Annotated in this window: 20 protein-coding genes and 2 pseudogenes; 12 read left to right on the top strand and 10 right to left on the bottom strand. The window is 65.2% G+C overall.

The annotated features are described in order from the left end of the window. Positions 1-56: 56 nt before the first annotated feature. Entirely contained in the window at positions 57-2,021 is a 1,965-nt protein-coding gene (locus ACZ6DL_RS23750) for a serine/threonine-protein kinase PknD (protein ID WP_466054244.1), read from the top strand. A gap of 176 nt (positions 2,022-2,197) precedes the next feature. Here the strand turns inward: ACZ6DL_RS23750 and ACZ6DL_RS23745 are convergent, their stop codons facing one another. From ACZ6DL_RS23745 to ACZ6DL_RS23735, 3 genes are all read right to left on the bottom strand, one after another. Next, entirely contained in the window at positions 2,198-2,983 is a 786-nt protein-coding gene (locus ACZ6DL_RS23745) for a MerR family transcriptional regulator (RefSeq protein ID WP_466054242.1), read from the bottom strand. A gap of 28 nt (positions 2,984-3,011) precedes the next feature. Beyond that, complete coding sequence (locus tag ACZ6DL_RS23740; protein ID WP_466054330.1) at positions 3,012-3,812, bottom strand: alpha/beta fold hydrolase; 801 nt, start codon at positions 3,810-3,812, stop codon at positions 3,012-3,014. Positions 3,813-4,469: 657 nt separating this feature from the next. Further along, positions 4,470-4,592: a hypothetical protein gene (locus ACZ6DL_RS23735; protein ID WP_466054240.1), complete on the bottom strand. Its 123-nt coding sequence runs from the start codon at positions 4,590-4,592 to the stop codon at positions 4,470-4,472. A gap of 131 nt (positions 4,593-4,723) precedes the next feature. On the opposite strand from ACZ6DL_RS23735, the gene ACZ6DL_RS23730 reads away from it, so the two are divergent. Next, positions 4,724-6,286 (top strand): FAD-dependent monooxygenase, encoded by a 1,563-nt coding sequence (locus ACZ6DL_RS23730; RefSeq protein WP_466054238.1) that lies wholly within the window; start codon positions 4,724-4,726, stop codon positions 6,284-6,286. Between the two features lie 838 nt (positions 6,287-7,124). Here the strand turns inward: ACZ6DL_RS23730 and ACZ6DL_RS23725 are convergent. From ACZ6DL_RS23725 to ACZ6DL_RS23715, 3 genes are all read right to left on the bottom strand, one after another. Further along, the gene (locus tag ACZ6DL_RS23725) at positions 7,125-7,913 is read right to left on the bottom strand and encodes a lysostaphin resistance A-like protein (RefSeq protein WP_466054237.1); all 789 of its coding nucleotides are present in this window, start codon (positions 7,911-7,913) and stop codon (positions 7,125-7,127) included. Between the two features lie 498 nt (positions 7,914-8,411). Continuing rightward, entirely contained in the window at positions 8,412-8,819 is a 408-nt protein-coding gene (locus ACZ6DL_RS23720; RefSeq protein ID WP_466054235.1) for a hypothetical protein, read from the bottom strand. 122 nt (positions 8,820-8,941) lie between these two features. Further along, positions 8,942-9,760 carry an alpha/beta fold hydrolase gene (locus tag ACZ6DL_RS23715; RefSeq protein WP_466054233.1) on the bottom strand — a complete coding sequence of 273 codons (819 nt, stop codon included), beginning with the start codon at positions 9,758-9,760 and terminating at the stop codon, positions 8,942-8,944. Positions 9,761-10,152: 392 nt separating this feature from the next. On the opposite strand from ACZ6DL_RS23715, the pseudogene ACZ6DL_RS23710 reads away from it, so the two are divergent. Then, positions 10,153-12,088, top strand: a pseudogene (locus ACZ6DL_RS23710) (potassium transporter Kup). A gap of 118 nt (positions 12,089-12,206) precedes the next feature. Then, positions 12,207-12,551, top strand: coding sequence for a hypothetical protein (locus ACZ6DL_RS23705; RefSeq protein ID WP_466054231.1), 345 nt, complete (start codon positions 12,207-12,209; stop codon positions 12,549-12,551). On the opposite strand, the pseudogene ACZ6DL_RS23700 reads toward ACZ6DL_RS23705, so the two are convergent. After that, a pseudogene (locus ACZ6DL_RS23700) lies at positions 12,525-13,381 on the bottom strand (FAD-dependent oxidoreductase). The gene ACZ6DL_RS23705 and the pseudogene ACZ6DL_RS23700 sit on opposite strands and share 27 nt — an antisense overlap. Positions 13,382-13,696: 315 nt before the next feature. Between ACZ6DL_RS23700 and ACZ6DL_RS23695 the strand changes: the two are divergent. The 3 genes from ACZ6DL_RS23695 to ACZ6DL_RS23685 are packed head-to-tail and all read left to right on the top strand — an operon-like array spanning position 13,697 to position 15,947. Further along, complete coding sequence (locus ACZ6DL_RS23695; protein ID WP_466054229.1) at positions 13,697-14,638, top strand: alpha/beta hydrolase; 942 nt, start codon at positions 13,697-13,699, stop codon at positions 14,636-14,638. Between the two features lie 31 nt (positions 14,639-14,669). Beyond that, positions 14,670-15,125, top strand: coding sequence for a GbsR/MarR family transcriptional regulator (locus ACZ6DL_RS23690; RefSeq protein ID WP_466054227.1), 456 nt, complete (start codon positions 14,670-14,672; stop codon positions 15,123-15,125). A gap of 9 nt (positions 15,126-15,134) precedes the next feature. Continuing rightward, entirely contained in the window at positions 15,135-15,947 is an 813-nt protein-coding gene (locus tag ACZ6DL_RS23685; RefSeq protein ID WP_466054225.1) for a class I SAM-dependent methyltransferase, read from the top strand. 6 nt (positions 15,948-15,953) lie between these two features. On the opposite strand, the gene ACZ6DL_RS23680 is transcribed toward ACZ6DL_RS23685, so the two are convergent. Then, complete coding sequence (locus ACZ6DL_RS23680; protein ID WP_466054223.1) at positions 15,954-16,166, bottom strand: hypothetical protein; 213 nt, start codon at positions 16,164-16,166, stop codon at positions 15,954-15,956. A gap of 495 nt (positions 16,167-16,661) precedes the next feature. Between ACZ6DL_RS23680 and ACZ6DL_RS23675 the strand changes: the two genes are divergently transcribed. Beyond that, a complete protein-coding gene (locus tag ACZ6DL_RS23675) occupies positions 16,662-17,756 on the top strand; it encodes a polyprenyl synthetase family protein (protein WP_466054221.1) in 1,095 nt (364 codons plus the stop codon). Positions 17,757-17,783: 27 nt separating this feature from the next. Further along, a complete protein-coding gene (locus ACZ6DL_RS23670; protein ID WP_466054220.1) occupies positions 17,784-18,848 on the top strand; it encodes a terpene synthase family protein in 1,065 nt (354 codons plus the stop codon). Positions 18,849-19,124: 276 nt separating this feature from the next. On the opposite strand, the gene ACZ6DL_RS23665 is transcribed toward ACZ6DL_RS23670, so the two are convergent. Beyond that, positions 19,125-19,307, bottom strand: coding sequence for an allene oxide cyclase barrel-like domain-containing protein (locus tag ACZ6DL_RS23665; RefSeq protein ID WP_466054218.1), 183 nt, complete (start codon positions 19,305-19,307; stop codon positions 19,125-19,127). Between the two features lie 67 nt (positions 19,308-19,374). Between ACZ6DL_RS23665 and ACZ6DL_RS23660 the strand changes: the two genes are divergently transcribed. Together ACZ6DL_RS23660 and ACZ6DL_RS23655 are read left to right on the top strand one after the other, a co-directional pair. After that, positions 19,375-19,680 (top strand): transposase, encoded by a 306-nt coding sequence (locus ACZ6DL_RS23660; protein WP_195134262.1) that lies wholly within the window; start codon positions 19,375-19,377, stop codon positions 19,678-19,680. Positions 19,681-19,682: 2 nt separating this feature from the next. Continuing rightward, positions 19,683-20,570: an IS3 family transposase gene (locus ACZ6DL_RS23655; RefSeq protein ID WP_466054216.1), complete on the top strand. Its 888-nt coding sequence runs from the start codon at positions 19,683-19,685 to the stop codon at positions 20,568-20,570. A gap of 13 nt (positions 20,571-20,583) precedes the next feature. Here ACZ6DL_RS23655 and ACZ6DL_RS23650 read toward each other — a convergent pair whose 3' ends face one another. Continuing rightward, entirely contained in the window at positions 20,584-21,141 is a 558-nt protein-coding gene (locus ACZ6DL_RS23650; protein WP_466054214.1) for an HNH endonuclease, read from the bottom strand. A 537-nt stretch (positions 21,142-21,678) separates the two neighbouring features. On the opposite strand from ACZ6DL_RS23650, the gene ACZ6DL_RS23645 reads away from it, so the two are divergent. Continuing rightward, a complete protein-coding gene (locus tag ACZ6DL_RS23645) occupies positions 21,679-26,736 on the top strand; it encodes a DEAD/DEAH box helicase (RefSeq protein WP_466054212.1) in 5,058 nt (1,685 codons plus the stop codon). Positions 26,737-26,994 lie beyond the last annotated feature (258 nt).

Genomic DNA, 26,994 nt, shown 5'->3' with positions numbered 1-26,994 from the left:
GCGACAGGTTGTCGGCGGATTTCTGAAACGATCCGCGCTCGCACCGGTGGCGGGAAGTGTCCGGCCGCGTTCTTGCCGACTGGAACATGACCGGGATTTCGCCCGCCGACGATGGCGCCGACTCTCGACTGTTGGCCTGGCTGAATCAACCAGTGTGGGGCCACCCGCTCGGGCGGGGGTCGGAATGTAATCACCGTTTGCCAGTCGGGTGGTCATGGGACGGCGCAATGAATGACACATTGATGGGTGGCGGGGATGCCACCAGGGATTCAGCCGAGGCGTTCGGACGCTATCGGCTTCTGTCGCTGCTGGGGCAGGGTGGCATGGGCCAGGTGTGGCGGGCGCACGATTCGCTGACCAACCGGGTGGTGGCGCTCAAGGTGCTGCCCGAGCGCTTCGCCGATGACGAGCAGCTGCGCGAGCGGTTCCGCCGGGAGTGCCGGGCGGTGGCACAGTTGACCGAGCCGCACGTGATTCCCATTCACGACTTCGGCGATATCGACGGTCGGCTCTATTTGAATATGCGCTTGATCGAGGGCACCGACCTACGCACGGTGATCAACCGGGAAGGGGCCCTGTCGCCGCGGCGGGCAGCGGCAATCACTGCACAGGTGGCCGGCGCGCTACAGGCGGCCCACGACGCCGGGCTTGTCCACCGCGATGTCAAACCCTCCAACATCCTGCTGAGCGACGACGAGTTCGCCTCCCTGATCGATTTCGGGATCGCCCACGCCGCCGACGACCGTACGCTGACCACTCTCGGCGAGACCATCGGCACCGTCGCCTACATGGCGCCGGAGGAGATCAGCACCGAGGTCAAGGCCGATGGCCGGGTGGACGTATACGCGTTGACGTGCGTGCTGTATGAGTGCCTGACCGGTCGGCCGCCGTTTGTGAGCGCATCGGGACCGCAGGGTGTGATCGCCCATCACCTGCACAGCCCGCCGCCACGTCCCAGCGCCAGTACTCCCGAGGTACCGACTGCGTTCGATGCGGTCATCGCCAAGGGAATGGCCAAAAACCCGGACGATCGTTACCAGACCGTGCGCGAGCTGGCCACGGCGGCCTGCGCCGCGGTGGACGGTGTCGTGGCCGGCACCACCGGGGGCGTGGCTGCGCGCCATGGGTGGCGAATCGGATTGTCGCCCAAGACCGCTAAGCTGGTCGCCGCCATGGTCGCGGTGACGGTGGTGGCCGTCGCGGCTGTTGTCGCCGGTGTCCAACTGGGCTCGGGCGGCGGTGGCAACTCGCCCACATCCGACGGCTCGGCTCAGACTGTGCTGCCGTTCGCCGGCCTCGGCCTGCCCACCGATGTGGCGGTCGACGCCGCCGGCAACCTATATGTCACCGACATGGGCAACGATCGGGTGCTGAGGTTGGAGGCGGGCGCGTCGACGTCGACGCCGCTGCCGTTCACCGGCCTGAATAACCCCCAGGGTGTGGCAGTCGACACGGCGGGCAACATCTACGTGACCGACACGAGTAACGATCGGGTGTTGAGGTTGGCGGCGGGCGCGTCGACGGCGGCCCCGCTGCCGCTCACCGGCCTGAAGAATCCTCAGGGTGTGGCAGTCGACACGGCGGGACACGTGTACGTCGCCGACTGGGGTAATGATCGGGTGTTGAGGTTGGCGGCGGGCGCGTCGGCACCGACGACGCTACCGTTCACAGGGCTGCGAGATCCCCAGGGTGTGGCGGTAGACGCTGCGGGCAACGTATATGTCACCGAATTGGGCACCGAGCGGGTGTTGAGGTTGACGCCGGGCGCGCCTGCGCCGACCACGTTGCCCTTCATCGGGCTCAAAGACCCCCAGGGTGTGGCCGTCGACGGGGCGGGAGACCTGTACGTCGTCGACTGGGGTAACAAATGGGTGGTGAGGCTGGCGGCGGGCGCGTCGACGCCGACGCCGCTGCCGTTCACGGGCCTGAAGAATCCCCAGGGGGTGGCGGTCGACACCGCGGGCAACGTATACGTCACCGACCTGGGCCCCGATGCGGTGGTGAAACTCCCGGTCCGCTGAACGCCCGTTCCGCTCGATTCGGGGGATCCGGAGATCTGCCCCGGCACTATTCGAGAACCTGCCGACCTACCGGCTGCTGCGCGCTGAGTCGGTCTGCGGTGCACCGATCTTGCGTTCGGCCGAGGTTGCTACTTCGACAGCATCAACCGATGCCACCGCGAGGTGGTTGTCGAGCGTCATAGAGGACTCGAGGGGCTCTGAATTCGTTGTAGCTTGGTCCAGCCGGTCCAGCCTCGCTTCGTCAGCAGTTCGATGAGTCGGCGGGCCGGCGGTGCGTTGTCGGACGCCCGTGCGTCCAGCAGCTCGACCAGTGATGGCTCGAGTTCGATGTCGTCGACATACCATTCGCCCCGCTCGTCCGCCATCTGCGTGATGTACGCGGCCATCCGGTCGGCCAGCACGACAAGCTTCGGGTCGCCGTCGGTCCGGTCGAGTGCCTGACTCAGGGTGAGATAGAACTCGACTAGTTGTGGGTCGCCGATCTGCTCTCGCTTACGCGTCATCCACTCGGGGACTCGTTCGGGTGAGTGCGCGGCCAGTACGATCCAGCCGTCGCGTTCGACCTGGACAATCCGCTCGTCGACCCCCAGCGCTCGCAGTCGGTCCAGAAAATCGACGACTTCCGGTGGCAGTGCCAGGTTGTCTCCAGCGGCGAGGTGGGCGATCCGCTCACGGTGCCGCTGTCGCTCACGGATCTCCGCCCGCAGCCGCTCGTCGATATCCGCGACCGCCGCGGCGAGCTCCTGTTCGTTGGCCCGGAGTAGTTCTTGCACGCGTGCCAGCGGAACCCCGGCCTCGGCGAGGGTCCGGATCTTGATCAGTTCGACCACGGCTCCAGCGTCGTATCTCCGATAACCGGAGTGGTCGCGCTCCGGCTCCGGCAGCAGCCCCTTGGCGTGATAGTGCCGTACTGCGCGCACTGTCACGCCGACATGAGAGGCTAGCTCGCCGATGGTCAGCATCAGACCAGTGTGCCTGGACCCGGGGTGGTTACGAAGTGGTCTGGCTTGCTGGAGCTTGTGTGCTCCGGATGATCTGAGCGATGTCCAGGGCATGGGTGATGACCAGGCGGTGATCGGCGTCGAGCCAGGACGTGGAGATGTCCGGTCGCTCGTGGACGAGCCGTTCGATGCCGGCGCGCCAGTTCCCGTTGCGCCATTTTGCGTGCACTTCGCCGCTGTCGCCTGCCATCGAGGCCGACATGATCATGCTGATCGGACGATTGATCTTCCGGTAACTGTCGAGGATCGCGGAGCGTATCGCATCCACCTCTACATTCAGGTCGAGGATTTCTTGTGCGGTGAGCAATACCTGACGTGCGGTGCCGTTGGCGCGCTGGACCTCTTGCCGCAGATTTTCCGCCATTGCCGCGAATTCCGGCAGGTCTGCCTCGGTGATGAATGGTTCGGGCACCGGGTTCGCCCCGTCGATGAGGACGAGTTCGGCGACGGTGTCGCCATGCTCGGCGGCGTAGTGCACGATCAGGTCCGCGCCCAGCGAGTGGCCCACAAGCACGGGCGCCGAAGGCAGGCCGAGACGCCCGAGCTCCGTCATCACGGTGATGAAGTCGCCGAGGAATGCCTCGAAGGTGTACCGGTCGGCGGCCGATGCGAGGCCGTGGCCCCGGAGGTCGAAGGTCACTACGTCGTGGTCGCACCGCAGCAGTGTGGCCAGCTCGTGCAGATCGTCCTGGGTCGACAGCAGTCCGGGACACAGGACCAGTGGTCGTCCCCGGCCTCCGCGAGATACCGGGATCGTGACACCGTCGTGGTAAACCGTGAAGTGCTGCATTACCTCAGATTCCGCTGGCATGCCGATCATGATGCGGCGTTGCCCCTGCGTCATAGTCAACCTCCAGCCGACACATTCTCCTCACACGGCAACAACCACCAGCCCGTGAACAACCGACACGATGATCAAACCTGCGCCGGGTCGGTAGCAGAACGCCGGACCTTCTCTCGGGACAGTGGCATTGCGGCAGAGGGCAGATGTCTCCGGACTATTCGGCGGCTGAGGCATACCGGCCTGACGTGGTCCGCCGACGTGGGGTGCCGGTGCATCGGCTCCAGAAGATCGCCGGGCACCGGGATCCTCGGATCACCGCGCGCTACTTACATCCGGACATCAAGTCCTTGCGGGATGACGGCAACGCAAGCACGGAACATAGCCCCCGCAGCCGGTATCCGGTCACAAGTCGAGCCGGGAAGGACCGGTAGTTCAGTCAACTCACCTGGTTCAAGGGTGGTCGAGAAACCGATTCGGGCCGGGACGGAGTGCCGGAGAGCGGGACTGGATTCGGGGAGGAATGGCGGCGGCCGGCCGGCGGGTGCGGGTGCTGTGATCGGGCGTGCCGGTCGCCCTGGGAGGTGCTGCCGCGTCAGCTTCGCTGACTTGCCCCCGACATGCCTGGGCGGGCGGCGACGTCGTCGACCGGGGGTGGGGGTGCGTTCATCGGCGCAAGGTGCCGGTGGTGATGAGTGCGTTCAGCAGGTCGGTCGCCGCGGTGACGGTGGCGCTGTGGGTGCTGATGGCGAGAATGCCGTCGCGGGCGCGGTCGGCGAGGGTGCTCAACACCTCTCGTGTGTTTCGCTGGGAATCGAGCACCAGGGCGACGGGCTCGCGGTGCGGGTTGCGGCAAGACCCGGTTCATACCGCAGAATTGCCCGGCTACGTCAGAACCTGTGGAAAGAGGGAGTGTCCGAATGCCGGATTTCGACGTGATCATCGTGGGTGCCGGTCCGGCCGGTCTGACCCTGGCCACTGAACTGAGCCTGGCCGGTGTGCGGCCCGTGGTGCTGGAGAAGCACCTGGTGCCCCGGGAGACCCAGAAGGCCAGCGGAATCGGCGGGCGGATCCTGGACGTGCTGCGCTACCGCGGGCTGCTGGAGCGCTTCGAAGCGGCCAGCAGCGACCCGAATATCGCGCCCCGGTTCCCGTTCGGCACGCTGCAGCTGGACTTCACGCAACTCGCCGATCCGCCGATGCGCGCGATGCCGATCCCGCAGCACGTCATCGAGCGACTACTCGACGAACGCGCTCGCGAACTCGGCACCGAGATCCGCCGTGGACACGAGGTGCTCGGCGTGACCCAGGACGCGGCCGAGGTCACCGCGGAGGTCCGTGGTCCGGAGGGGACGTACCAGGTGCGCGCCGGCTACCTGGTCGGTTGCGACGGCGGCCGCAGCCGGATCCGCGACCTGGCCGGAATTCCGTTCCCCGGCACCACCTATCCTGAGGTCAACCGGCTGGGCCAGGTCCGGTTGGGCGACGCGGTCACCGTGCTCGACAACGGCGATATCGACGTGCCCGGGCTGGGCCGGGTCGCCGCGGGCTTCACCCGCAACGACCGGGGTGTGTTCGCGTTCGCGATCGACCCCGAATCCGGGACGACGAGCCTGATGGCCACCGAGAACGAGACCACCGAATACGACGACGAGGAGCCGCTGACCCTGGCCGAGCTGAGCGCCAGCGTGCGCCGGGTGCTCGGCGTCGACCTCCCGATGACGGACCCGAAGCGGCTCTCGCGCTTCACCTTCAAGGATCGGCAGGCCGAGCGGTATCGCGACGGCCGGATTCTGCTGGCCGGCGATGCGGCACACCTGCTGCCCGCCACCGGCACGGCGCTCAATGTCGGCATGCTCGATTCGGTGAACCTGGGCTGGAAGCTGGCGGCGGCCGTGCGGGGCCGGGCGCCGGAAGGCCTGGTGGACAGCTATCACGACGAGCGGCACATGGCCGGTGGCCGGGCCCGGCTGCAGACCCGGGCGCAGGTGGCGCTGCGGCGCGGTCGCGACGACGCCGACGAAGCGCTGCGGCAGGTCGTGCAGGAGCTGCTGCTCGACGAGCCGGCGCTGCGCCGGATGGGTGGACTGGTCGGCCACAGCGACATTCGCTATCCGATGCCGGGCGTCGAACACCCGCTGGCCGGGACCTTCGCGCCCGATCTCGCCCTGCACACCGAAGCGAGCGCCACCAGCGTCGCGGAACTCATGCACAACGCGCGGCCGGTGTTTCTCGAGCTCGCCGACCGGCCGGAGTTGCGCGCGATCGCCCAGGAGTGGAGTGATGTCGTCGAGATCCACCGCGGGAAAGCCGAAGACCAGCCCGCCGACGCCCTGCTGATCCGTCCGGACGGTCACCTGGCCTGGGCGGCGGCGATCGGCGAACCAGCCGACACCGCCGCGGATACGCTGCGCGCGGCGCTCACGCACTGGTTCGGTTCACCGGCCGGTGCGACGTTGGGCGCTGTGAACGAAACATGTTGATGTCAGCGGTATCTGGCATATTCGATACATGACGACGGGGGCACAGGATCGGCGCGGCAGTTTGTGGACCGGGGACGACTACCAGGCTCTGTTCGCCGCGTTGGCGACTGCTACCCCCGATAGCGAGATCGCGGCGCAGTTCGACCGTAGGCGTAGCTTCGACCAACCGATCTGGACGACCGGCCAACGCGCGATATGCGGCAATACAGAAGGCCGTGCGGCCGTGGAAGCGATGCTCGAGGAGGGCGATCGGCCATCATCGATCGTCGTCATCGACACCGCGCCGGAGGCAGTCGAGGCTGCGGCTGGGCTGGGCGCGGTCTGGTCACGGTGCGGGGGTCGGGCACCACGTCGGAAACGCTGCAGTGGGCGGTGGTGGGCCGGAGTGCGGCGGTGGTGGTGTCATCGCAGACCACGGCCGCCGTCACTGCAGAAGTTTCTGGCGACCAAGTCTGCCACCACGTGCGATTCTTCAGATGTGGCGAACCACAGACCAATGACTTTCGCCACCGCGCTTGCCGCGATCGCGACGTGTTGGATAGTCAGATTCTGGTAATCGGGGCGATGGTCCTCGGGCCGGAGTTCGGAGCGGTCGCCGCGCTTGGCGGATCACGTCATCGGTCAACTCGCTCGGAGCCGGCATTTGCAGTCGCAACACCCCGATAGTGTGCCGCGTCTTTCCGCTGGCATCGGCACCATCAGCCTCAAACAACGACTAAGCCTGGTCGACCGCATCAACTCCGGCCGCCAGTGGATCTCCCCGGTGAACCGGTGGCCGGCCCATCACGTCCCGGCATTGAACGCCCTCGGGAGGCAAGAGAGGTGATTTGCAGGAGCACTAGATGAGATTCAGCGCAACGGCGATGGTGCCGAACGTCGCCACGATCGAGGTGACGCCGACGTGCATCCCGATGGATACCCGGATGTCCTTGTTCCGCCAGGCGAACCAGAACCCCGGGAACATGAAGATCACCCGCGACACGAACACCCACGGTGACCAGAAGTGGTACAGCGAGAACAAGACCGTGCTGACCAGAGGCGCCCAATTGCCGAGGTGGGCGATGCGGGGCAGCAGGAAACCGCGGAAGTACAGCTCCTCGATGAGCGGAAGGGCGATCCCGGTCAGCGGCAGGCAGATCACCATCGTGGTGAGCATGATGGAGTACGAGTATCCGTCGAGGAATGCGGTGGCGCTGCCGGCGCCGTCCGTGTACGGAACCCAGGTGAAGAAGGTTTCGAGGAAGAAGCGGTTGATCGGAGCTGTCGCGAAGCTCAGCACCGTCATCCACACGATAAGCGGTACGACCATCACCACCAACCTCCCGCCCGGAACGGGTTTGTCGGTGTAGTGCAGCACGCCGTGTAGTGAGATCTGGCCGTTGTGCTGGCGTCCCAGCCACAGCAGCCCCACCAGGACCGGAATGAGAACCAGGCACAGGGCGATCGCCCAGCCGATGAGGACCGGGTATCCGATGGCCCGGATGAATGGTCCGCCGATGAGCAGGTAGGCGGCGACGATCAGGACGCCGGGTACAAGATGCAACGCGACCGACAGCGGCAGGGAGTGGCGGTCGCTCAGCAACTGCTGGACTACTCGGTTCGGTCGACTGTCTTCAAGGGCGCGCATGTCGAGAATTCCTCTGACTGTTCGTGATTGCGGTACGTGGAATGAGTCGGAAAGTGTCCACCGAGCCGGGGGAGAAAAGGCGGTCAGGCCATGGCAGGGTCTGGCTGTCGTCATGTGTGCTGTACATCCGCGCCGCGTGTCCCACGGCAGGTTTTGCGTGGCCTGTGCCCGGACGGGACCTACTCACCCGCCTGCGGCATGACGGCGGGGCCGTCCAGGACGCCGACCGGTGGGGCAGTAACGGTGTTGGTCTGTGAGTGGCTGCGAGCGCAGCTGCTCACAGACCCAACTTTCGCTATGACCTGCCGTCGCACGTTAACCGCGGTTTCAGGCACATCGAGTGGACGGGATCTACCGTGCCTGCTGTCAGGGCTCCGCGGTGGGACCCGTGACAGCGCATTCGGATGGATACGTGCCCGACACCCGCTCGGCACTCGCCGGGCGAGCCTGCTGGTGTCCGCCGCTGCGAATCCCCGTGATCGTCCGGGGCGGCGTCCGTCACGCGGCGTCGAGGGCTGCGGTGATCTTGCGGGTCATCTCGGCCAGGGTGGGGCTGGGCGTGCCCTTGTGGGGCCGGGTGGCTGATTCGACGGCGATGAGGACGGTGCTGCGGAAGTTGTCGGCCTGGGCCGCATCGTGGGCTTTGAGCAAGCTCACGGCGGCGGTCAGCGTCGGCAGCACTTGATCGGCGAGTTCGGCGACGGTCTTGCTCTTCAGTTTCATGCCCTTCGGGTACTTGGCGAGCACGTGGCCGACCTGGCCGGTCGCCGACGACAGGGCGATGGAGCCGTCGGTGGCGGCCTTGTGCCGCCAGCCGGTGGCATCGGCGGCAGACATCAGTGACACAGCGCCGTAGGCGGCGGTCTGCAGGGTGGTCTTGTCCTGGTCGGTCAGGGTGACGGGCATGGTGGAGGGCTCCTGAAAGGTGTTGTGGACAAATTCGATCGAACGGTTCAAGTGGATAGGGGCGAGGTCGGCACCCGGGATGTCCGGATTGCTCACCGCGGCCGGGTACGCCGGCCCGGCGGCTATCGGCTCGGCGAACCCTGCTGGTCCGCGGCGGCTACCGTCTCGCGGACAGCCGCGGCGACGGCGCGGAAGTCCTTGCGCAGGATCTTGTCGTGGTTGCTGGCGACCTTCGCGCTCACCTTCACGTTCGGGTTGTGGGCAAGCACCGGATCCAATGAAGCCCGCACCTGCTCCATCTCCCCGCCGCCGGTGCCGAGGCCATCACCCGTGGCCAGCACGAACCGCACCGGGCAGGTCAGGCGTTCGAGAACCGGCACGCTGGCCGCGGCGACCTCATTGACATCGATGTTGACCTCGGCATGCTGGTCGGCACTCATCCGCGCGGCCAACCCGAACGGACGCGCCAGCGGCAGCACCAGCCGCATCCGCCGGAACAGCTTGCGGATCCGTTCCCTTCCCTCCTCACCGGTCAACCCGTAGGGTGCCGCATCCACGGTCACCACCCCAGCGACACGGTCGGGATTCCGGTCGGCCCAGTGCCAGGCAAGGATCCCGCCGTAGGACCAACCAACCAGCAGCGGCCGCTGTACATCCCGCGCTGCGAGAACGGCATCCACGTCTCGCAACGACGCCTCGAAGGAATAGTCCGCCGACCGCTTCGATTTGCCGCGAGCCCGCTCGTCGTAGGTGATGTGCCGGAAATCGCTGCCGAGTTCGTCGATCACCGGCCGCCAGGGCCGCTGGCTGGCGTAGGCGCCGTTCAGATAGACGACCGGTCGGCCGGGGCCACCGGTATCGGTCACGGCCAGCGCTGTGTCGTCGACCGACACCATGCCCGTCCAGGTCGAGGCGGTCGAGGAGGTGTTGTTCTTCGTCATGGCAATAACTGTCAGCGTCTGGCCTGACAGCGCCCTGACACGAGCCTGACACAGCCACTGACACGTGGTGCCACCTGTTCACACCAGGCCAGGACGCTGCACGGGCTTGCTGACGGCTACTGCAACACCACAGTTGCGCGGTGCAGGGCAGGCGGTCTCGGCTCCTGGTCGCAGGTCGACTGGTCGCCTGGGCACTGGTCGGCACCGACCCACGATTTTCCGGGTTCACCTGTGGTGCTTGTCCTCCGCCCGGCTGGGTTATGAGGGCAGGGCGGCGCTGAGACTTCAGCGGTCGGCATCCGGGTCCGAGGGCTGGTCCCGGTGTCTTGTCGACTTCGATCGCGTCTACGGCACGATATGGTGCGGGCCCAGGTTGAGGAGGAGCACGGCATATGGTTACCGAGACGCAGGCCGGTTCGCCGGCGCACACAGCGGGTCGTGGCCCGGTGCGTGCGGCGGTGGTGGTGGGCGCGTTGGGGGTGGTGTTCGGCGATATCGGCACCAGCCCGATCTACACCTTGCAGACGGTGTTCAATCCGCAGGATCCGCATCCGGTGCCGGTCAGTACCGCCAACGTGTACGGGGTGGTGTCGCTGATCTTCTGGTCGGTGATGATCATCGTCACCCTTACCTATATCTCGCTGGTGATGCGCGCGGACAACGACGGTGAAGGGGGGATCATGGCGTTGATCACGCTGCTTCGGCGCCTCGGCGGAACACGTGGCCGCCGCGCAGCCGCCGTCCTGGCCGGCGTCGGAATATTCGGTGCCGCTTTGTTCTTCGGCGACAGCATGATCACGCCCGCCATCTCGGTGCTTTCGGCGGTGGAGGGGCTGAAGATCGTCGAACCCGACCTGGAGAACCTGATCATCCCGATCACGGTGGTCATCATCATCGCCCTGTTCGCTGTTCAGCGGCGTGGCACCGCCGCTGTGGGGCGGTTGTTCGGGCCGGTGATGATCGTGTGGTTCCTGGCCATCGGCACCCTCGGCGTCGCGGGGATCCTCCGACATCCGGAAATCTTGAAGGCACTGTCGCCGACCTATGCGCTGAGTTTCGCCATCGGGCATTTCCACATCGCGTTCTTCGCCCTGGCCGCCATCGTCCTCGCGGTCACCGGCGCCGAAGCGTTGTATGCCGATATGGGCCATTTCGGACGCAAGGCCATCACTTGGGGGTGGCTGGGACTGGTCCTGCCGGCCTGCACCCTGAGCTACATCGGGCAGGGCGCACTGATTTTGAGTGACCAGGCCACCGTCAGTGGTCCGTTCTTCCTGCTCGCCCCCGGCTGGGCGCGGCTACCGCTGGTGCTGCTGGCCACCGCCGCGACAGTGATCGCCTCCCAAGCGGTGATCACCGGTGCCTTCTCGGTAGCCTCCCAAGCGGTGCAGCTGGGGTATCTGCCGAGGCTGCGCATCGCGCACACCTCGGAATCGACCATCGGGCAGATCTACGTTCCCTGGATCAACTGGCTGCTCATGGTGTCCGTCCTGACGCTGGTCTTCGCTTTCCAGTCCTCCGCCGCGCTGGCCTACGCCTTCGGTATGGCGGTGACCGCGACGATCACCATCACGACGCTGCTGTTCTTCTACGTGGCCCACACCAAGTGGCGCACCCCGCTGTGGCTGGTGCTGCTCGGCGCGATCCCACTACTGGCCATCGACGCACTGTTCCTGGCGGCGAACATGACCAAGCTCGTGCACGGCGCGTGGCTACCGCTGCTGATCGGCGTCACCGCGTTCACCGTGATGATCACCTGGGCCCGCGGCCGTGTCGTCGTCACCGCCGCACGCGAGAAGGCCGAGGGGCCGCTGCGCGAGTTCGTCGGTGAACTCCGAGACCGTGAACCACCGTTGACCCGAGTACCCGGCACCGCCGTTTTCCTCAACCGCGGTAGCAAGACCACACCCTTGGCGATGCGCCAACGTCGAGCACAATCGCGTGTTGCACGAACATGTCGTGATCCTGTCGCTGGAGACCCAGCCCCTTCCCCGTGTCGCCGAAGCCGACCGTGTCCGCATCGACGCGCTCGGTTACAGCGAGGACGGAATCATCCACGTCACCGCCTATCACGGCTACATGGAGCCTCCCAACGTGCCGCACATTCTGCGTCAGCTGGATCCGGCCCGCACCGAAGGCCCGATCTCGGTGGACGACGCCTCCTACTTCCTATCCAAGATCGAACTGAAGAAGGGCGACGCGGCCACCATGGCGGCATGGCGCAAACGCCTGTTCATCGCCACCTCCTTCATCACCTCCGACGCGGCCGACTACTTCGGGCTGCCCCGCGAGCGCACTGTGATCATGGGCTCCCAGGTCGAGGTATGACCCGGCGAAAGCGACGACGTAATGATGCTGACCGTCGACCTCCAACCGCCTCGCCAACGCCTGAGCCCGATCGAACAGACGATCTCATCCGTTGCGGCCCACGAATACGCTTGCGGTCATGACCGATGCGGAGCTGACCGACCTGCGCAACCGAGCCGCTGCAGGAGATGCCGATGCCGCTGCGCAGCTTATCGAGCCGGCCACCGAAAACGGCGACGTGGCCGAACTGCGGCAGCTTGCCGCTGGGGGCAAGAGCATTGCCACCGATGAACTCGTTCAACTCGCGGCAGAGCGCGGTGACGCCACCGAACTACAACGGCTTGCCGCCGCCGGCAACCAGGATGCGACCGATGAACTCGTTCAACTCGCCTCTGAACGCGACGACATCGATAAACTGCGCGAGCTCGCCGCCAACGGCAACAACGACGCCGCCGACCTACTCGACGAACTGACCGAGGAATAGTCGGCAGCCGATCCTTCCCAGCCGAACACGCTCCGACGCCCGGTTTCGTGGTGCTCGTTTCTTGCGGAGGAACGGTGCCTGACCGGGTGGTGTCGCACCCACCAGGGCAGGTATGGGGTCGTGCCAATCGCCGATCCGGTGGCTGATCTCGGCCCGATTGCCCGGCGTATCGGGTGCCGGGCTGGTCCTGGCGGACGGTGAGGAACCAGAACACGCGCTGTCCGGGCAACGGGTGGGCTCCGAACCGTGCACCACGACCCCAGGTTGAAATCCCTCGACCGGCCCCGCCGAACCCGGTGCGGAGACGCCACGCCGGCACAGGATACGTTGGAAAACCGGCCCTGCAGCATCCGGGAAGATCGACCGGCGAACCGCGCTGTGGATCCCGTCGGCTCCGACGATCACATCTGCCGTGAGCTGGGATGAACCATCCGGCGTGCGGTAGGCGACCACGGCCTCGTTGTCGGATTGTTCGATGCCGGTGACTTCGGCTGCGGGCGCACACAGTCGGCGGGAACGTGCGCAAGTAGTGCGCGGTGCAGATCGGCGCGATGGTTGGCCAGCAGTGCTGTGTCGCGTCCTGGGCGGAATCGCATGAGATAGCGGCCGCCGGGTGTGCACAATGCGGCCCCGGCCTGCGTCGGGACCGACACCGCGCGCAGGTCGTCGCCGACGCCCAGTGTGTCCGCCGCGCGCACGGCATTGGGTGCGAACGACCAACCGGCCCCGATCTCACCACGATCGGGGCGGCGTTCCAGCACGGTGACCGACCATCCGGCCCGCCGCAGCCCGATCGCGACGGCGAGTCCGCCGATACCGCCACCGGCCACGATCGCGGTCCGCTCGCAGTGCGTCCATGAAGTTGTCACTTGCCGTCCTTTCGGAAAGGAAGGGGTTCCTCAGAGACGCTTGGTCATCCAGTCGTGGACCTCATGTGCGGTCCGCAGTCGCCGGACACGGGCTGTGTCGGTTCCCGCCAATTCCATTCCAGCGGCGGTGACGTCGCGGAATGCGGCCAGGCTCGCCACTCGGCGCCGAACGACCGTTTCCCATGCCACCCGGCTTAGAAAGCTTGGGGTTGACATAGCTAGTCATTTCAGTCGAGACTGAAATGACTAGCTGGATTCGAATGGAAGGTGGCGGCGATGACTCCGCGTCCTGAGCAGGTGACGTTCAACAGTCTCGGCACCTCGTGCGCCGGGGACCTGTACTTGCCGGAGGCGGACGCCCCGGTTCCCGGTCTGGTGCTGGGGCACAGCGGGGTGATGGTCAAGGAGGCGCTGGCCGTGTTCGCGCCGTACTTCGTGCGCGCTGGGTTCGCCGTGTTGGCGATCGACTATCGCACGGTCGGTGCCAGCGAGGGCGAACCTCGCGGCCAGGACTACCCGCAGCGGCAGGTGGAGGACTTCCGCAGCGCGATCTCCTACCTACAGAGCCGGCCGGAGGTGGACCCGGCACGGATCGGGTTGTGGGGTGTCAGCGTCGGTGGCTCGGTCGCGGTGCAGGCCGCGGTGCTCGACCGGCGCGCGAAGTGTGTCGTGGTGCAGAGCCCCAGCGTGTGGAACGGGTGGCGGTACCTGGAGCGGTTGGTCGGACGCGCCGGTGTGCAGGCGCTGCGGGACCGGCTGGACGAGGACTGGCAGCGCCGCTACGAGGGCGGGGCCAGTGCCCGGGTCCCGCACCTGAGCCTGGACGGGGAGACCGTGCGGGACACGCCGGACCTGGCTGCGGAGATGTTCCCGAGCTACCGCAACGAGAAGACACTCGACTCCGCCGAGCACCTGCTCACCTTCGCGCCGGAGGATCTCATCCACCGGCTGTCGCCCACCCCGCTGTTGATGATCGCCAACGGCGGGTGGGACCCGTACCACATGCTCGAGGAGGCACAGAGCGCGTTCGCCAGGGCTGGCGAGCCGAAACGGCTGGAGGTGCTGCCCTATGACGTCCTCGGCCTCTACACCGGTCCGGGACTCGACGAGGCGATGGCGCTGGCCGTGGACTGGTTCGACCGCTACCTGCGCAAGACCCGGCTCGCCACCGTTACCCCTACGCCCACACGCGAGTCGGTTGCCGCCATGACACAGTGACGGCTCCGACAAGTCAGCGAGGAGGACCGCTATGTCCAGTCAGGACAACCAGGACGAGGTGCTGCGGTGGGTCGAGCGGGTGGCCACGTTCTGTGTGGAGGAATGGGCGCTCGCGCCGATCACCGGCCGCATCCTCGGCCTGCTGATGATCTGCGACCCGCCTGAGCGCTCCGCCGCCCAGATCGCCGAGACGATCCAGGCCAGCCGCGCTTCGCTGACTTCGAACATGCGTTTCCTCGCCGCCATCGGGCTGATCCGCAAGGTTCGCGTGCCAGGTGACCGCACCACCTACTACCGCATCGAGGACGACGCCTGGCACAGGGTGATCCAGCGCAAGCTCGACAGCCTCGGCGCCTTCGGCGACATCGCCGACGAGGGCATGAGACTCGCCGGTGGCAAAGGGGCGCACACCGAACGCATCCGCGCCGCCCAGCAGTCCCTGACCTGGCTACGCGACATCGCCGCCCGCAATCCCCCGACAACATAAGGACTTCTCGTGCACCGCCTGCGACTGGACCTGGACCCGCTCCGGGAAACCTTGCTGCTCACCCTCTATGCGAGGGCTCTGGACACCAAACTTCCCCACCCGATCCTCGGCGACACCCACGCCGCCGGCATCGCCGACATGATCGACTACGACTTCGCCAAACTCGAGCTCAAGCCCAGCCTCGTCTGCGGCACCGCCCTACGCGCCAAGAAACTCGACGAGGCGGTCCGGACGTTCGTCGCCGACCACCCTGACGCCGTCGTGCTGGACCTCGGCTGCGGACTCGACACACGCGTCTTCCGCTGCGACCCGCCCGCCGGCGTCGACTGGTACGACGTCGACTTTCCCGACATCGTCGACCTGCGGCCCCAGTTCCTCCCGGACCGGTCACTGCGCATCGGCGCCGATCTGACCACACCGGGCTGGCTCGACCCGCTGCCCCGCGACCGGCCGGCCATGATCGTCGCCGAAGGTCTGCTGCCGTTCCTGCCCGGCGACACCTTCCAGCGGATGACCCAGGAGTTGACCGCGCACTTCGACACCGGCGAACTCGCCATCAACGGCTACACCCGCTTCGCCGCCTGGTCGATGAAGTACCACCCGACGATCAAGGCCATCGGCATCACCGCCGCCCAGGGCTTCGACGACCCGCACGACCCCGAGACCTGGAACGCCGGCTTGACCATGGTCGAGGAGCAACTACTCACCCGCGCCCCGGAAATCGCCGACTTTCCCCAGCCACTGCGCGCGGCCACCCGGCTCATGAGCCACAGCACCGTACTGTCCCGGCAAGGCACCCGCATCCTCCGCTACCGGTTCTGACTACCCTCATCGGCGCACCACCCAGCACCGAAGCCCCGGGACACCGCAGACGTCGCGGTGCCGTCGCTTGGCCAGGCGGCCGGCGGCGGGTGGCTCCGGCGTACCCGGCGTGGCGGTGGTGGCTTCGGTGATGATGTCGGCCATCGAGCGGTCGGCGCGGAAGCGGTGGCCGACAGCGTGTTCGACGGCGGCGTATTGCGCGGCAAACTCGGGAAACATTCGCGCGGCACGCACGAGCGCAGCGCGGGAGGAAAGGACGCAGAATACGCAGGACGCGCGTGGGAACCCGGCGGCGTAGGCATGGTGCGGTCGGGTGCCAGCCGATGCGATACAACTGGCAATGCCAGCGTATTCAAATCCCTTTAATACTGCGGGCAGTCGTTGCATCGATTCCCCCCGATACCGCCCCGCGCTCGCGCGACGGTCGCGTGGTCTGGCGCGTCAACCTTCAGGCAGGGGCGCTCGCTCCACGCTCCAGGCGCACAAGATCAGGAAGCAGACGCGCGGTGGCGAGGTCGCAGCATCACTCACCCAACCGACGCTTGTCGGAGTTCTGCCGGTCGTAGGTGTGATGGGGATCGACAAGGTAGATGTGCACTGTGCTCGGGGCCTTGTTGGCTTATCCCGTTGAAGCACAAGGATTGTCATTCGCGGGTGCGATAGCTTGCGCGGTGTCATGATTGACCGTGCCGGGTATTCGGGCAGGGGGAGCAGATGGTGTCACCGCCGGTCGCATGGACCATTCGAACCACACACCCCGAGCCGCAGCTGGATCCCGCCGCCGTTCCCGGCGCAGTGGACAGGGTGCTGTCACGGTTTCTGGCTGAGAAGCTCGAGTGTGCGAGTACGCCGCAGCTGCCGTTATTCGTCGGGTGGCTGCAAGAGTTCCTGGCTGGAGGTAAACGACTGCGGCCGCTGTTGTGTTACTGCGGATGGCAAGTCGGCGGTGCTCGCAGTGCGCCGGCCGCCATAACGCGGGTCGCGGCTTCGCTGGAGCTGTTTCATGCTTTCGCGCTCATCCATGACGACGTGATGGATGACAGCGCGACTCGCCGCGGCAAGCCGAGCGCGCACCGGCGTATCGCCGCCGACAACCCAGGTCATCGCAGCCGTGACCGGTTGGGTGTCAACGCCGCGATACTGCTGGGTGACTTGGCGCTGGGCTGGTCCTATGACTTGGCGGCCACCGCCGATCTGCCGTCAGCCCCGGCAGCGATGCTGTGGCGGCTGTTGGATGCGATGCGCATCGAGACCCTCAGTGGTCAGTACCTCGACCTGCTCACCGCGGGCGACCCAGCGGCCGATGTGGAGACCGCGCTGGCGATCGGCCGCTACAAGACCGCGAAGTACACCATCGAGCGCCCGCTGCAGATCGGCGCGGTGCTCGCCGGCGCGAACAGCGCTCTGCTTGCCGCCTGCACCGAGTACGCGGTACCGCTCGGCGAGGCATTCCAGCTGCGCGACGACATCCTCGCTGTGTTCGGCGACCCTGCCGTGACCGGGAAACCCAATCTCGATGACCTGCGGGACGCCAAGCACACCGTGCTGCTGGCCATCGCCCGTCAGCGAGCCGGACCCGCCCAAGCGGCGATACTGGCCGCCCTGGTCGGCAACCCCGGCCTGGACGAAGAAGGCGCAGCGCGAGTTCGTGACGTCATCACCAGTACCGGCGCCCGGGCCACCGTGGAACAGATGATCAGCGACCGCTGCCGCCAGGCGCGCACCACGCTCGAGACGGCCGGGTTCCATCCCAGCGGTGCTGTGCTGCTGGACCACCTCATCAGTCAGGTCACCGACCGGGACCTGTGATCGTTCACCAACCGAGGAGCCGCACCGTTGCCATCACCGACCGCCACCCCACCCGACCAGGAGGTCATCGAGCGGCTTTTGACTTTCTATCTCCCGTTGCAGCCGGACATCCATCCCGATGCCACTTCGATACAGCAACAGACGCTGCGGTGGGTGCGGGGTTTCGAACTCGGACAGGGCGACGACATGATCCACGTGATGGTCTCCCAGGTCGGCGCGGGACTTCTCAGTTATTGCTACCCACGTGCGACCGGCGAGCTGGCGCAGCTGCTGGCGAACTACAACGCGTGGGCGTGGGTGGCGCAGGACCGCTTGGCCGCGCTGACGCGTACCTGCGAGGCGATGCTCGCGATCGGCCGCTGGGAACGGATCGTGCGCTCACCGAACTCCTGGCCTGCCACCACCGACGCGTTGGAGGCAGCGCTGGCCGACGTGTTCAAGAGGCTGCGCCGATGCATGACACCGGTGCAATGGGAGCGTTTCCTCGCCGGACAAAGCCAATGGGTGTCGGCACTGGGCTGGGAGGTAGCCCTGCGCGAACGCGGCACGGCCCTGACGCTCAACGACTACCTGGCGTTACGAATGGGCATCAGCGGATGTTACGCCGCGCCGGCCTATCTGGACGCGGTGCAGGGTATCGCACTCGACGAAAAACAACTGTCGCATCCCCGGTTCCGGGCAGCCGTCGACACAGCGATGATGACCGCCGCGCTGGACAACGACCGCTACTCCTACCTGAGGGAACTCGATCGAGAAGGCAAGGACTACAACCTATTCTCAGCCCTCCGGAACGAGTACCCCGACTGGTCGGTCGCGCAGGTCATCGACTCCGGGATCGCCTACCGCGACCGCATCATGACTCGCTATCTGCAGCTACGGGCGCAGCTACTGCGCGACGCCAACGACGACTGCCGCACCTACCTCGAGGGAATCGACCTGATCGTGGCTGGAAACATGAACTTCGCCGCCGCCGCGGCCACCCGCTACAACCTGCCCTACCACCCAGTGATCACCGACCAGCCCAGCGATCCCCGGACCGAGCTACCCCCAGCAGCGACCATCGCCTGGTGGTGGGACGAGCACCAACCCTGAGCGAAAAACGACGAGACATCCTCCTCCCGACGGGGCATCGCGCGGGCCCAGCGAACATGCTCGGCGTCACCGGCTATCAGCTGAGGCTGCCCGCGGGCGCGGGGACGGGTGTGACCGAGAATCGTTGACACCAATCATTCTCGACACACTGCCAACTCGGCGACCTGGGCTTCCAGACCACACCCTTCCAGAGTTGCGGAATGTCGGAGAACCGATCGTTGTACAACACCACAAAGGTTGGAAGCCTGCTCAGCCCGAAGCGGTTCCCCTGGACCTTCAGGCGATGTGGACAGTCAGCTCGGTCTGCTCGGCGGTGATGACCACGACGTGGATCTGGCCGCGGGCCGATTTGTAGGTGCCGGTGCCCCCGGTGATCGCAAGGTCGTATTCGGACTTGCCGGGCACGCCGGGGTTGGCGACCAGGCCTTGCCCGGTGATCTGCCCCTCGGGCAGGGGCAAGGGTGAGATTCCCCCGTTTTCCGGAGGGCTCCGATGTGTGGTCCGATAGGACCGGAAGGAGTCATCTGTGGCAGCACCGAGGAAGTACCCCGACGAGTTGAGGGCTCGCGCGGTCCGGTTGTACCGGGAGTCGGATCCCAAGCCGACGATCCGCAAACTCGCCGAGCAGTTGGGGGTGCATCACGAGGCGTTGCGGAACTGGATCCGCCAGGCCGAGGCCGATGCTGGTGAGCGGGCCGATCGGCCGACCACGGACATGGCCGAGGAGAACAAACAGCTGCGAAAGAAGGTCGCCGAGCTCGAACGGGTCAACGCGGTGTTGCGTTCTGCGAGTGCGTATTTCGCCTCGGAGCTCGACCAGACCCGGAGGTGATCGTGCGGTTCATCGAACAGCATCCGCAGCACCCGGTCGAGCTCGTACTACGGGTTCTCGGTATCGCGTCCTCGACCTACTACGGATGGCTCGAGCGCGCGAAGAACCCGTCACCGCGGCGATTGCAGGACGAGCAACTGTTGGCCGAGATCATCGACATTCACACCAGTTCCGGCGGGACCTACGGGTCGCCACGGGTGCATGCCACCCTGGCCCGTCGAGGTCTGCGGGTCGGCCGCAAGCGAGTCGAGCGGTTGATGCGCTCGGCTGAGTTGCAGGGCTCGTTCCTGCGCAGGAAATGGCGGACACCCTCGACCCGGCAGGACCCACGAGCCAAGCTGGCGCCAGATCTGGTCGAACGCGACTTCACCGCCGATGCCCCGAACAAACTCTGGGTCGCCGATGCCACGCGCATCCCGACCGGTGAGGGCGTGTTCTGGCTGGCCGCGGTCCGGGACGCGTTCTCCAACCGGATCGTCGGGTGGAAGACCTCCGACCGCTGCGACACCGACCTGGTGCTCGGTGCCCTCGAATACGGCATCTGGTCCCGAGATGTTCGCGACGGCGAATTGATCCATCACTCCGATCGTGGGTCGACCTACACGGCTTTCCGGTTCGCAAATCGGCTCGCCGACAACGGGATTGCCCAATCGATGGGATCGGTCGGCGATTCCTACGATAACGCGCTCATGGAGAACTTCTTCTCCACCCTGAAAACCGAACTGGTTTACCGCAACTCGTGGCGAACCCGCGAGGACGCCGAGAACGCGCTGTTTGCCTACATCGACGGTTGGTACAACACCCAGCGCATCCAGAAGAAGCTGGGTTGGCGTTCACCCGACGAATGCGAAGCCAGCTACCATCAACCGGTTCCAGTCGGAACCAGGTAATCCGCTCTCCGGCTCAGCGGGGGAATCTCAGCTCGACATCGATATGGTCCATTGCCCTGCGGCCGCATATCACGCATCGGTAGTCGTCCCGTTTGAGCACTTGCATCCGCAGCGTCCGATTTGGCGCACGACGTTCTATCGCGTCGTTGGTCAGATGGTCAGTCGACAGGAAGCCGAACCCACCAACCTCCACGGCTCCGTCACGCACACACTCAAAGGGCCCGATCACGTCGGGCAGGCGATTCTCGGCGAGCTCCTTCTCAACCAGGGCATTTCCGCCCCATCTTACGAAGACGGCAAGCGCGAGATCGTCGTTCACAATCAACCAGCTCCGGCCGGTTTTCTTCCACAGAAACATCATGTGGCTTGCATCCACCACACTGGCTTCCCTGATCTCCCAACGAGGGTTCCGTTCGGACCAACCCACCCAGTGTGTCTGTTTCCCCCAGAACGGGACTCCGCGGCGATCCGCGCCCAGCGATAGGGCGAAGTACTCCTTATCAAGGAGAGCGGTTTTCAGATCACGAAGCCTCTGCACATCATCAGCGCCGTCGCACGTGCCTTGCGTCACAATCTGAATATCCCACCACGCACTGACACGTCGATCAACGGCCGCGCCTCGGTGAGGGTCCCGACCTGGCGGATCATCGTCTCGCTCCACAGCAGACGCGCCCGCTCACACTGCTATGTGTCAAACACCTTTGATACGTAACCACCTGAGCGCCTCCGCGACCGCCGTCATGGCCTCATCCTTCGCAACGCCGAACGAGCCCCCCGACTGCCGCCCATCGACCACCTGCCGACGGTCCACCGCCCGCCGGGCGCGTGTCAACGATGGTTCAATCCGACGTTGACAAAATCGGCCGAAGCCATCATCGGTCTCCTCTCGAAGTGTCGCGGCGACTCACGACGACACCAGCAGCCCGATCTCGATGCCGCTAGGCCACGAGAAATAACTGACACCAAGCACTGCCAGACGGACGAAGCGTGGCCCTGGAAGGCGCTGGCTGCGGGCCCGGCGACTTGTCACACCCCATCGCTAACCTTCGCGTCCGGGGGGAAGCGTCGTCTGCAGTTACTTGTGCTCTCAACAGGAGGAAACCGCCGCGTGCCATCACTTGCCGAGCTTCTTGACCAGCTGGATCCGGATAACAGCGTCCGCAGAGGTACTCAGTTCGAGCGGATCTGCCAGTGGTTGCTGACCCACGATCCGTCCTACGCCAGCGAACTCGAGCAGGTGTGGCTATGGGACGATTGGCCCGAGAAGTGGGGTAGCGACGCCGGGATCGACCTGGTTGCCAGAGACCGCGACGGCAAGCTGTGGGCGATCCAGGCCAAGGCCTACGCCGAGACGACCTCGGTCACCAAACGCGATATCGACACCTTCATCTCCGAGTCGGCTCGCTCGATCTTCTCGTTCAGACTGCTCATCGCTACGACCAATCAGATCGGAGCCACCGCCAAACGCACACTCGAAGCTCAGGAGAAACAGTGCGCCGTACTGCTCCGTGGGAATCTCGAAGCATCGCAGGTCGACTGGCCGGCCTCGCCTGACCACCTGCACGCGCGTCCAGTGGTGGGTAAGCAGCCTTGGCCGTACCAGCGGTCGGCGATCGATGCGGTATTGAAGGGGTTCGATGAGGGCCGGGATCGGGGCCAGCTGATCATGGCTTGTGGTACGGGCAAGACTCTCACGAGTGTGTTCATCAGCGACCAACTCGGTGCTGAGCGGACTCTTGTCTTGATGCCATCGCTTGCGTTGCTGGCCCAGACCCTGCGTGAGTGGGCTGCCAATAGCTCGTCGGCGTTCACCTCGTTAGCTGTTTGCTCGGATGAGACTGTCGCCAGCCGGGACTCGGCTGCGGCGACCGTCATCGACCTCGGCCGCCCGGTGACGACCGAACCAGCAGAGATCGCGGCGTTCCTGCGAGGTGCGGGGCGTCGTGTCGTGTTCACGACATATCAATCCTCGCCACAGGTTGCCAAGGCGTTCAGCCTTGCGGGTGTACCCGCGTTCGATCTCGCTGTCGCGGATGAGGCGCATCGTTGTGCTGGGCGATCATCTGCGGAGTTCGCGACGATCCTCGACGATGGACTTATCCAGGCACGGCGCCGCCTGTTCATGACCGCGACCCCGCGCTTCTTCACGGGCGATGTTGTGAGAGAGGCTCGCGAAGCCGAGTTCGAGATCGCTTCCATGGATGATCACGCGAAGTTCGGTCCGGTGTTCCACCGGCTCGGGTTCTCCGAGGCGATTGCCAACGGTCTGCTGACCGACTATCGAGTGGTTGTCGTAGGTGTTGACAATGCGACCTACCGGTCCTGGGCCGAACAAGGACGCTTCGTTACGACCGATGGGGTAAAGGTCACTGATGCCCGTACGCTGGCCGGCCAGATCGGTTTGGCGAAGGCGATGCACCGCTACGACTTGCGTCGCACCATCAGTTTCCATTCGCGGGTTAGTCGTGCGCGCGAGTTCGCCGCGGATCTGCCTGCGGTCATCGATTGGATGCCGCCGGGACAACGGCCAACGGGCGAACTGTGGGCTGCACATGTCTCTGGGGAGATGCCGACGGGCAAGCGTCATGCTTTGCTCCAGAAGCTGTCTGGTCTTCATGACTGCGACAGGGCACTGATGACGAACGCTCGGTGTCTCAACGAAGGTATCGATGTTCCAGCCCTCGACGGAGTCGCGTTCATCGATCCTCGGCAGTCTGAGGTCGACATCGTTCAGGCAGTTGGGCGCGCGATCCGACGTGCTGATGACAAGACGCTCGGCACGATCGTCATCCCTGTGTTCGTCGACGCCGAACAAGATCCGGAGACTGTCCTCAACGAGTCCAGCTTCAAACCTGTGTGGGATGTGATCCAGGCACTTCGTTGCCACGACGACGTGCTGGGCGAGACTCTCGATCATCTGCGACACGGACTCAGCACTCGATGCGGGCCGGGATCGATCCGGCTTCCCAGCAAGATCGTTGTCGACCTGCCCACAACCGTCTCCCGCGAGTTCGCTGAGGCGTTCACCATACGACTGGTCGAGAAAACGACCTCCACATGGGAATTCTGGCTGGGCTTGCTTGAACAGTTCGTCGAACAAGAGGGGCACGCGCTGGTTCCGGCAGCCTATAAGACCGACGGCCATGCTCTCGGATCTTGGGTGGCTACTCAGCGGCACAAGTATGCCAAAGGGCGACTTGATGTTGCACGCGTACAACGACTCGATGCAGTCCCGGGCTGGATTTGGGATGCACTCACTGCCCAGTGGGAAGAGGGATTCGCGCGACTGGTCACGTTCGTCGACGAACACGGCCATGCTCAAGTCCCGCAGTCCTTCACAGTTGACGAGTACAAGCTCGGTGCATGGGTGACGATCCAGCGCACGAATCATGCCGCTGGCCGCGGGCTACCTGACCGGGAAGCGCGTCTCGGAAACCTGCGGGGGTGGTCGTGGGATCCTCGGTCTGACCAGTGGGAAGCCAGGTTCGCGCATCTTGCGGGGTTTGCCAAGGAACATGGGCATTCTCGTGCGCCAAAGGGCTACACGGTCGACGGATGCGATCTCGGTGGTTGGGTCCAAATTCAGCGCAGCAGATACAACAAAGGCGTGCTCGACCCAACCCGAGCCGATCGCCTGCAAGCCTTGCCAGGCTGGACGTGGACCCCGGATGCGGACCAGTGGGACAAGTTCTTCGCGCTGCTCGTATCCTATGTCGAGAAGTACGGGCATCCTCGTGTCCCTCAAACCTACGCCGTCGACGACCATCGTCTCGGCAGCTGGCTCAGTAACCAGCGACATCGTCTCGCCAAGGGAACCTTGCCCGCTGACAGGGCCGAACGACTCAAAGCCCTACCCGGTTGGACCGTCGTCGACCCGTGGGAAGAGTGGTTCATACTCCTCGGGGAGTACGCCGAAGAGCACGGACACACCCGCGTTCCGAAGGACTACACCGTCGGGGACCACCGCCTCGGCAGTTGGGTTGCCAAGCAACGGGACAAACACGCCGCCGCAACATTGTCCGCGGACAAGATCGAACGACTGAGCAACCTGCCCGGCTGGAGCTGGGACCCCCACGCTGATTTGTGGGAGAAGAACTTCAGCCTCCTCAAAGCCTATGTTCAGGCCAACGGTCACTCTCGGGTCCCCCGCTCATACACCGTGAACGAATACCGTTTGGGTCAGTGGGTCGGGATCCAACGTGCCACCTTCAATAAGGGGCGGCTCGCCCCTGATCGAGCAGCGCGACTGGAAGCGCTGCCGATGTGGTCGTGGGATCCGGTCGGTGATCAGTGGGAGGAAGGCTTCACGCGGCTGTCCGCCTACGTAGGCGAGCATCAGCACGCACAGGTGCCCAAATCGTATGTCGATGAAACGGGATACCCACTGGGAAGCTGGGTTGGTACGCAACGCAACCGACGTACCAAGGGCACCTTGACTGTTGAGCAGCAACGACGTCTCAACGAGCTGCCCGGCTGGGCCTGGGATGTCCTCGCTGATCAGTGGGAGCAGGGATTCCGGCACCTGGCCGCCTACGTCGACCAGCACGGCGACTCCCGCGTCCCCATCGGTCATGTCGACCATGCAGGGTACCGCCTCGGGCAGTGGTGCAAGGTTCAGCGTCGCAACCGGAATCTCTCTGCCGAGCGGCAGCGTCGGTTGGAAGCCCTGCCAGGCTGGACATGGGATGCCGTTGCAGACCAGTGGGAGCAGGGATTCCGCCACCTGGAAGCCTACGTCGACCAGCACCGCCATGCCCGAGTACCGGACGCGTTCGAATCAGAGGACAAATTCCGGCTCGGGCAGTGGGTCGGAGTACAACGTCGCGCACAATCCACCGGAAACCTCTCCGCCTCCCGGCAACTGCGGTTGGCGGCATTGCCCGGCTGGACATGGAACCCGATCGCCGATCAGTGGGAACACGGATTTGCTGTACTCGCCAGCTTTGTGGAGCAGCATGGCCACGCCCGCGTCCCAAGAGAGTGCCTGGTCGGAACCTTCCGTCTCGGGCAATGGGTTCTTACCCAGCGCAGCAGGTACGCCACAGGACGCATGCCGGAGGAACAGGTGAAACGACTTGAAGATCTGGCAAGGTGGAGCTGGGACACGTTCGCAGACCAGTGGGCGGAGGGCCTCGCTCACCTTGCTGATTACGTGAGCGAGCACGACCACGCCCTCGTTCCCCAGGACCATGTCAACCAGAGCGGCTTCCGACTCGGGACATGGGTAGCGACCCAACGCAGCAGGTATGCCAAAGGCACCCTCGATCCTGCACGAGTGCGTCGGATCGAACAGTCCGTACCTGGCTGGAGCTGGGATCTCTATACCGACCAGTGGGAACAGGGATTCGCCCACCTCATGACCTACGTCGAGAAGCACGGACACGCTCGCGTACCGAGGACCTATGAGATCGACAGTTACCGCCTCGGCGGATGGTGCAAAACACAGCGCAGCGCCCACGCCAAGGGCAGCCTCTCGACCGAACGGTACGAGCGACTCAACTCTCTGACAGGATGGACCTGGGATCCTCACGCCGACAGCTGGGAGGAGGGACTGGCCCAGCTGATCGCGTTCGTCGATCGACACGGCCACGCACGCATACCCAGAGACTGCATCGTCGACGGGTACCCGCTCGGAAACTGGGCGTCGAACCAGCGTGCATCACGCGCCCGCGGCGCACTCTCCGCCGACCGAATGAAGCGTATCGAGGAAGCTGTACCCGGCTGGAGTTGGGCCGCGCTCAGCGACAGGTGGGCCGAGGGTTTCGTTCGCCTACTGGCCTACGCGGCAGAGCACGGCCACGCCCTCGTCCCTCAATCGTATGTCGACCAGACCGGTTTCCGCCTCGGCACATGGGTAGCGACCCAACGAACGAGGTACACGAACAATGCGCTCTCCACCGACCGCATCGAGCGACTCGAATCTGTCGACGGCTGGGCATGGAATCCTCACGCGTATCAGTGGGCATCAGGATTCAGCCGACTCGTCGCGTACGTCGACCAGCACGGCCACGCCCGCGTCCCGCAGAGCCACATCGATGAGACCGGCTTTCGGCTCGGCGTATGGGTCCTCACCCAACGGCGGAGAAAAATCAAGGGCGCCATCTCCGACGAACAGGTCAAACGGCTCGAAGACCTGCCCGACTGGACATGGAACGCAAAAGAATGACACCACACGATGGGCCGACCTGGCGTGCTACCGAACGCCTGGGGCGCAAGCCGAACAGCATGCGAGTATTTCGATCAACTACCGACGCGCCGCCCGAGGAATCGGTAGCTCGTTGACCCGCAGGTAGCGTTGCTGATCGCAGATCAAGGCTGAACAGCGTCGTGGGACCTGGGCCAGGATCCACGGCGCTGCCCCGGTTCGGTCGGCCGCGGCTCGCCCGTGCCAGTCGCACGGTGCCGGTGAACCACTACACCTACA

Source organism: Nocardia sp. NPDC041819 (assembly GCF_055590505.1).
This window is presented reverse-complemented; position numbering and strand designations above follow the sequence as displayed.

What these genes read in the sequence shown, in the direction of transcription:
- ACZ6DL_RS23690 (WP_466054227.1), top strand. Translation starts at nt 14,670, where the DNA reads ATGTCCAGTCAGGACAACCAGGACGAGGTGCTGCGGTGGGTCGAGCGG.
- ACZ6DL_RS23730 (WP_466054238.1), top strand. Translation starts at nt 4,724, where the DNA reads ATGCCGGATTTCGACGTGATCATCGTGGGTGCCGGTCCGGCCGGTCTG.
- ACZ6DL_RS23680 (WP_466054223.1), bottom strand. Translation starts at nt 16,166, where the DNA reads ATGTTTCCCGAGTTTGCCGCGCAATACGCCGCCGTCGAACACGCTGTC.
- ACZ6DL_RS23725 (WP_466054237.1), bottom strand. Translation starts at nt 7,913, where the DNA reads ATGCGCGCCCTTGAAGACAGTCGACCGAACCGAGTAGTCCAGCAGTTG.
- ACZ6DL_RS23675 (WP_466054221.1), top strand. Translation starts at nt 16,662, where the DNA reads ATGGTGTCACCGCCGGTCGCATGGACCATTCGAACCACACACCCCGAG.
- ACZ6DL_RS23705 (WP_466054231.1), top strand. Translation starts at nt 12,207, where the DNA reads ATGACCGATGCGGAGCTGACCGACCTGCGCAACCGAGCCGCTGCAGGA.
- ACZ6DL_RS23740 (WP_466054330.1), bottom strand. Translation starts at nt 3,812, where the DNA reads ATGCAGCACTTCACGGTTTACCACGACGGTGTCACGATCCCGGTATCT.
- ACZ6DL_RS23715 (WP_466054233.1), bottom strand. Translation starts at nt 9,760, where the DNA reads ATGACGAAGAACAACACCTCCTCGACCGCCTCGACCTGGACGGGCATG.
- ACZ6DL_RS23720 (WP_466054235.1), bottom strand. Translation starts at nt 8,819, where the DNA reads ATGCCCGTCACCCTGACCGACCAGGACAAGACCACCCTGCAGACCGCC.
- ACZ6DL_RS23695 (WP_466054229.1), top strand. Translation starts at nt 13,697, where the DNA reads ATGACTCCGCGTCCTGAGCAGGTGACGTTCAACAGTCTCGGCACCTCG.
- ACZ6DL_RS23745 (WP_466054242.1), bottom strand. Translation starts at nt 2,983, where the DNA reads ATGCTGACCATCGGCGAGCTAGCCTCTCATGTCGGCGTGACAGTGCGC.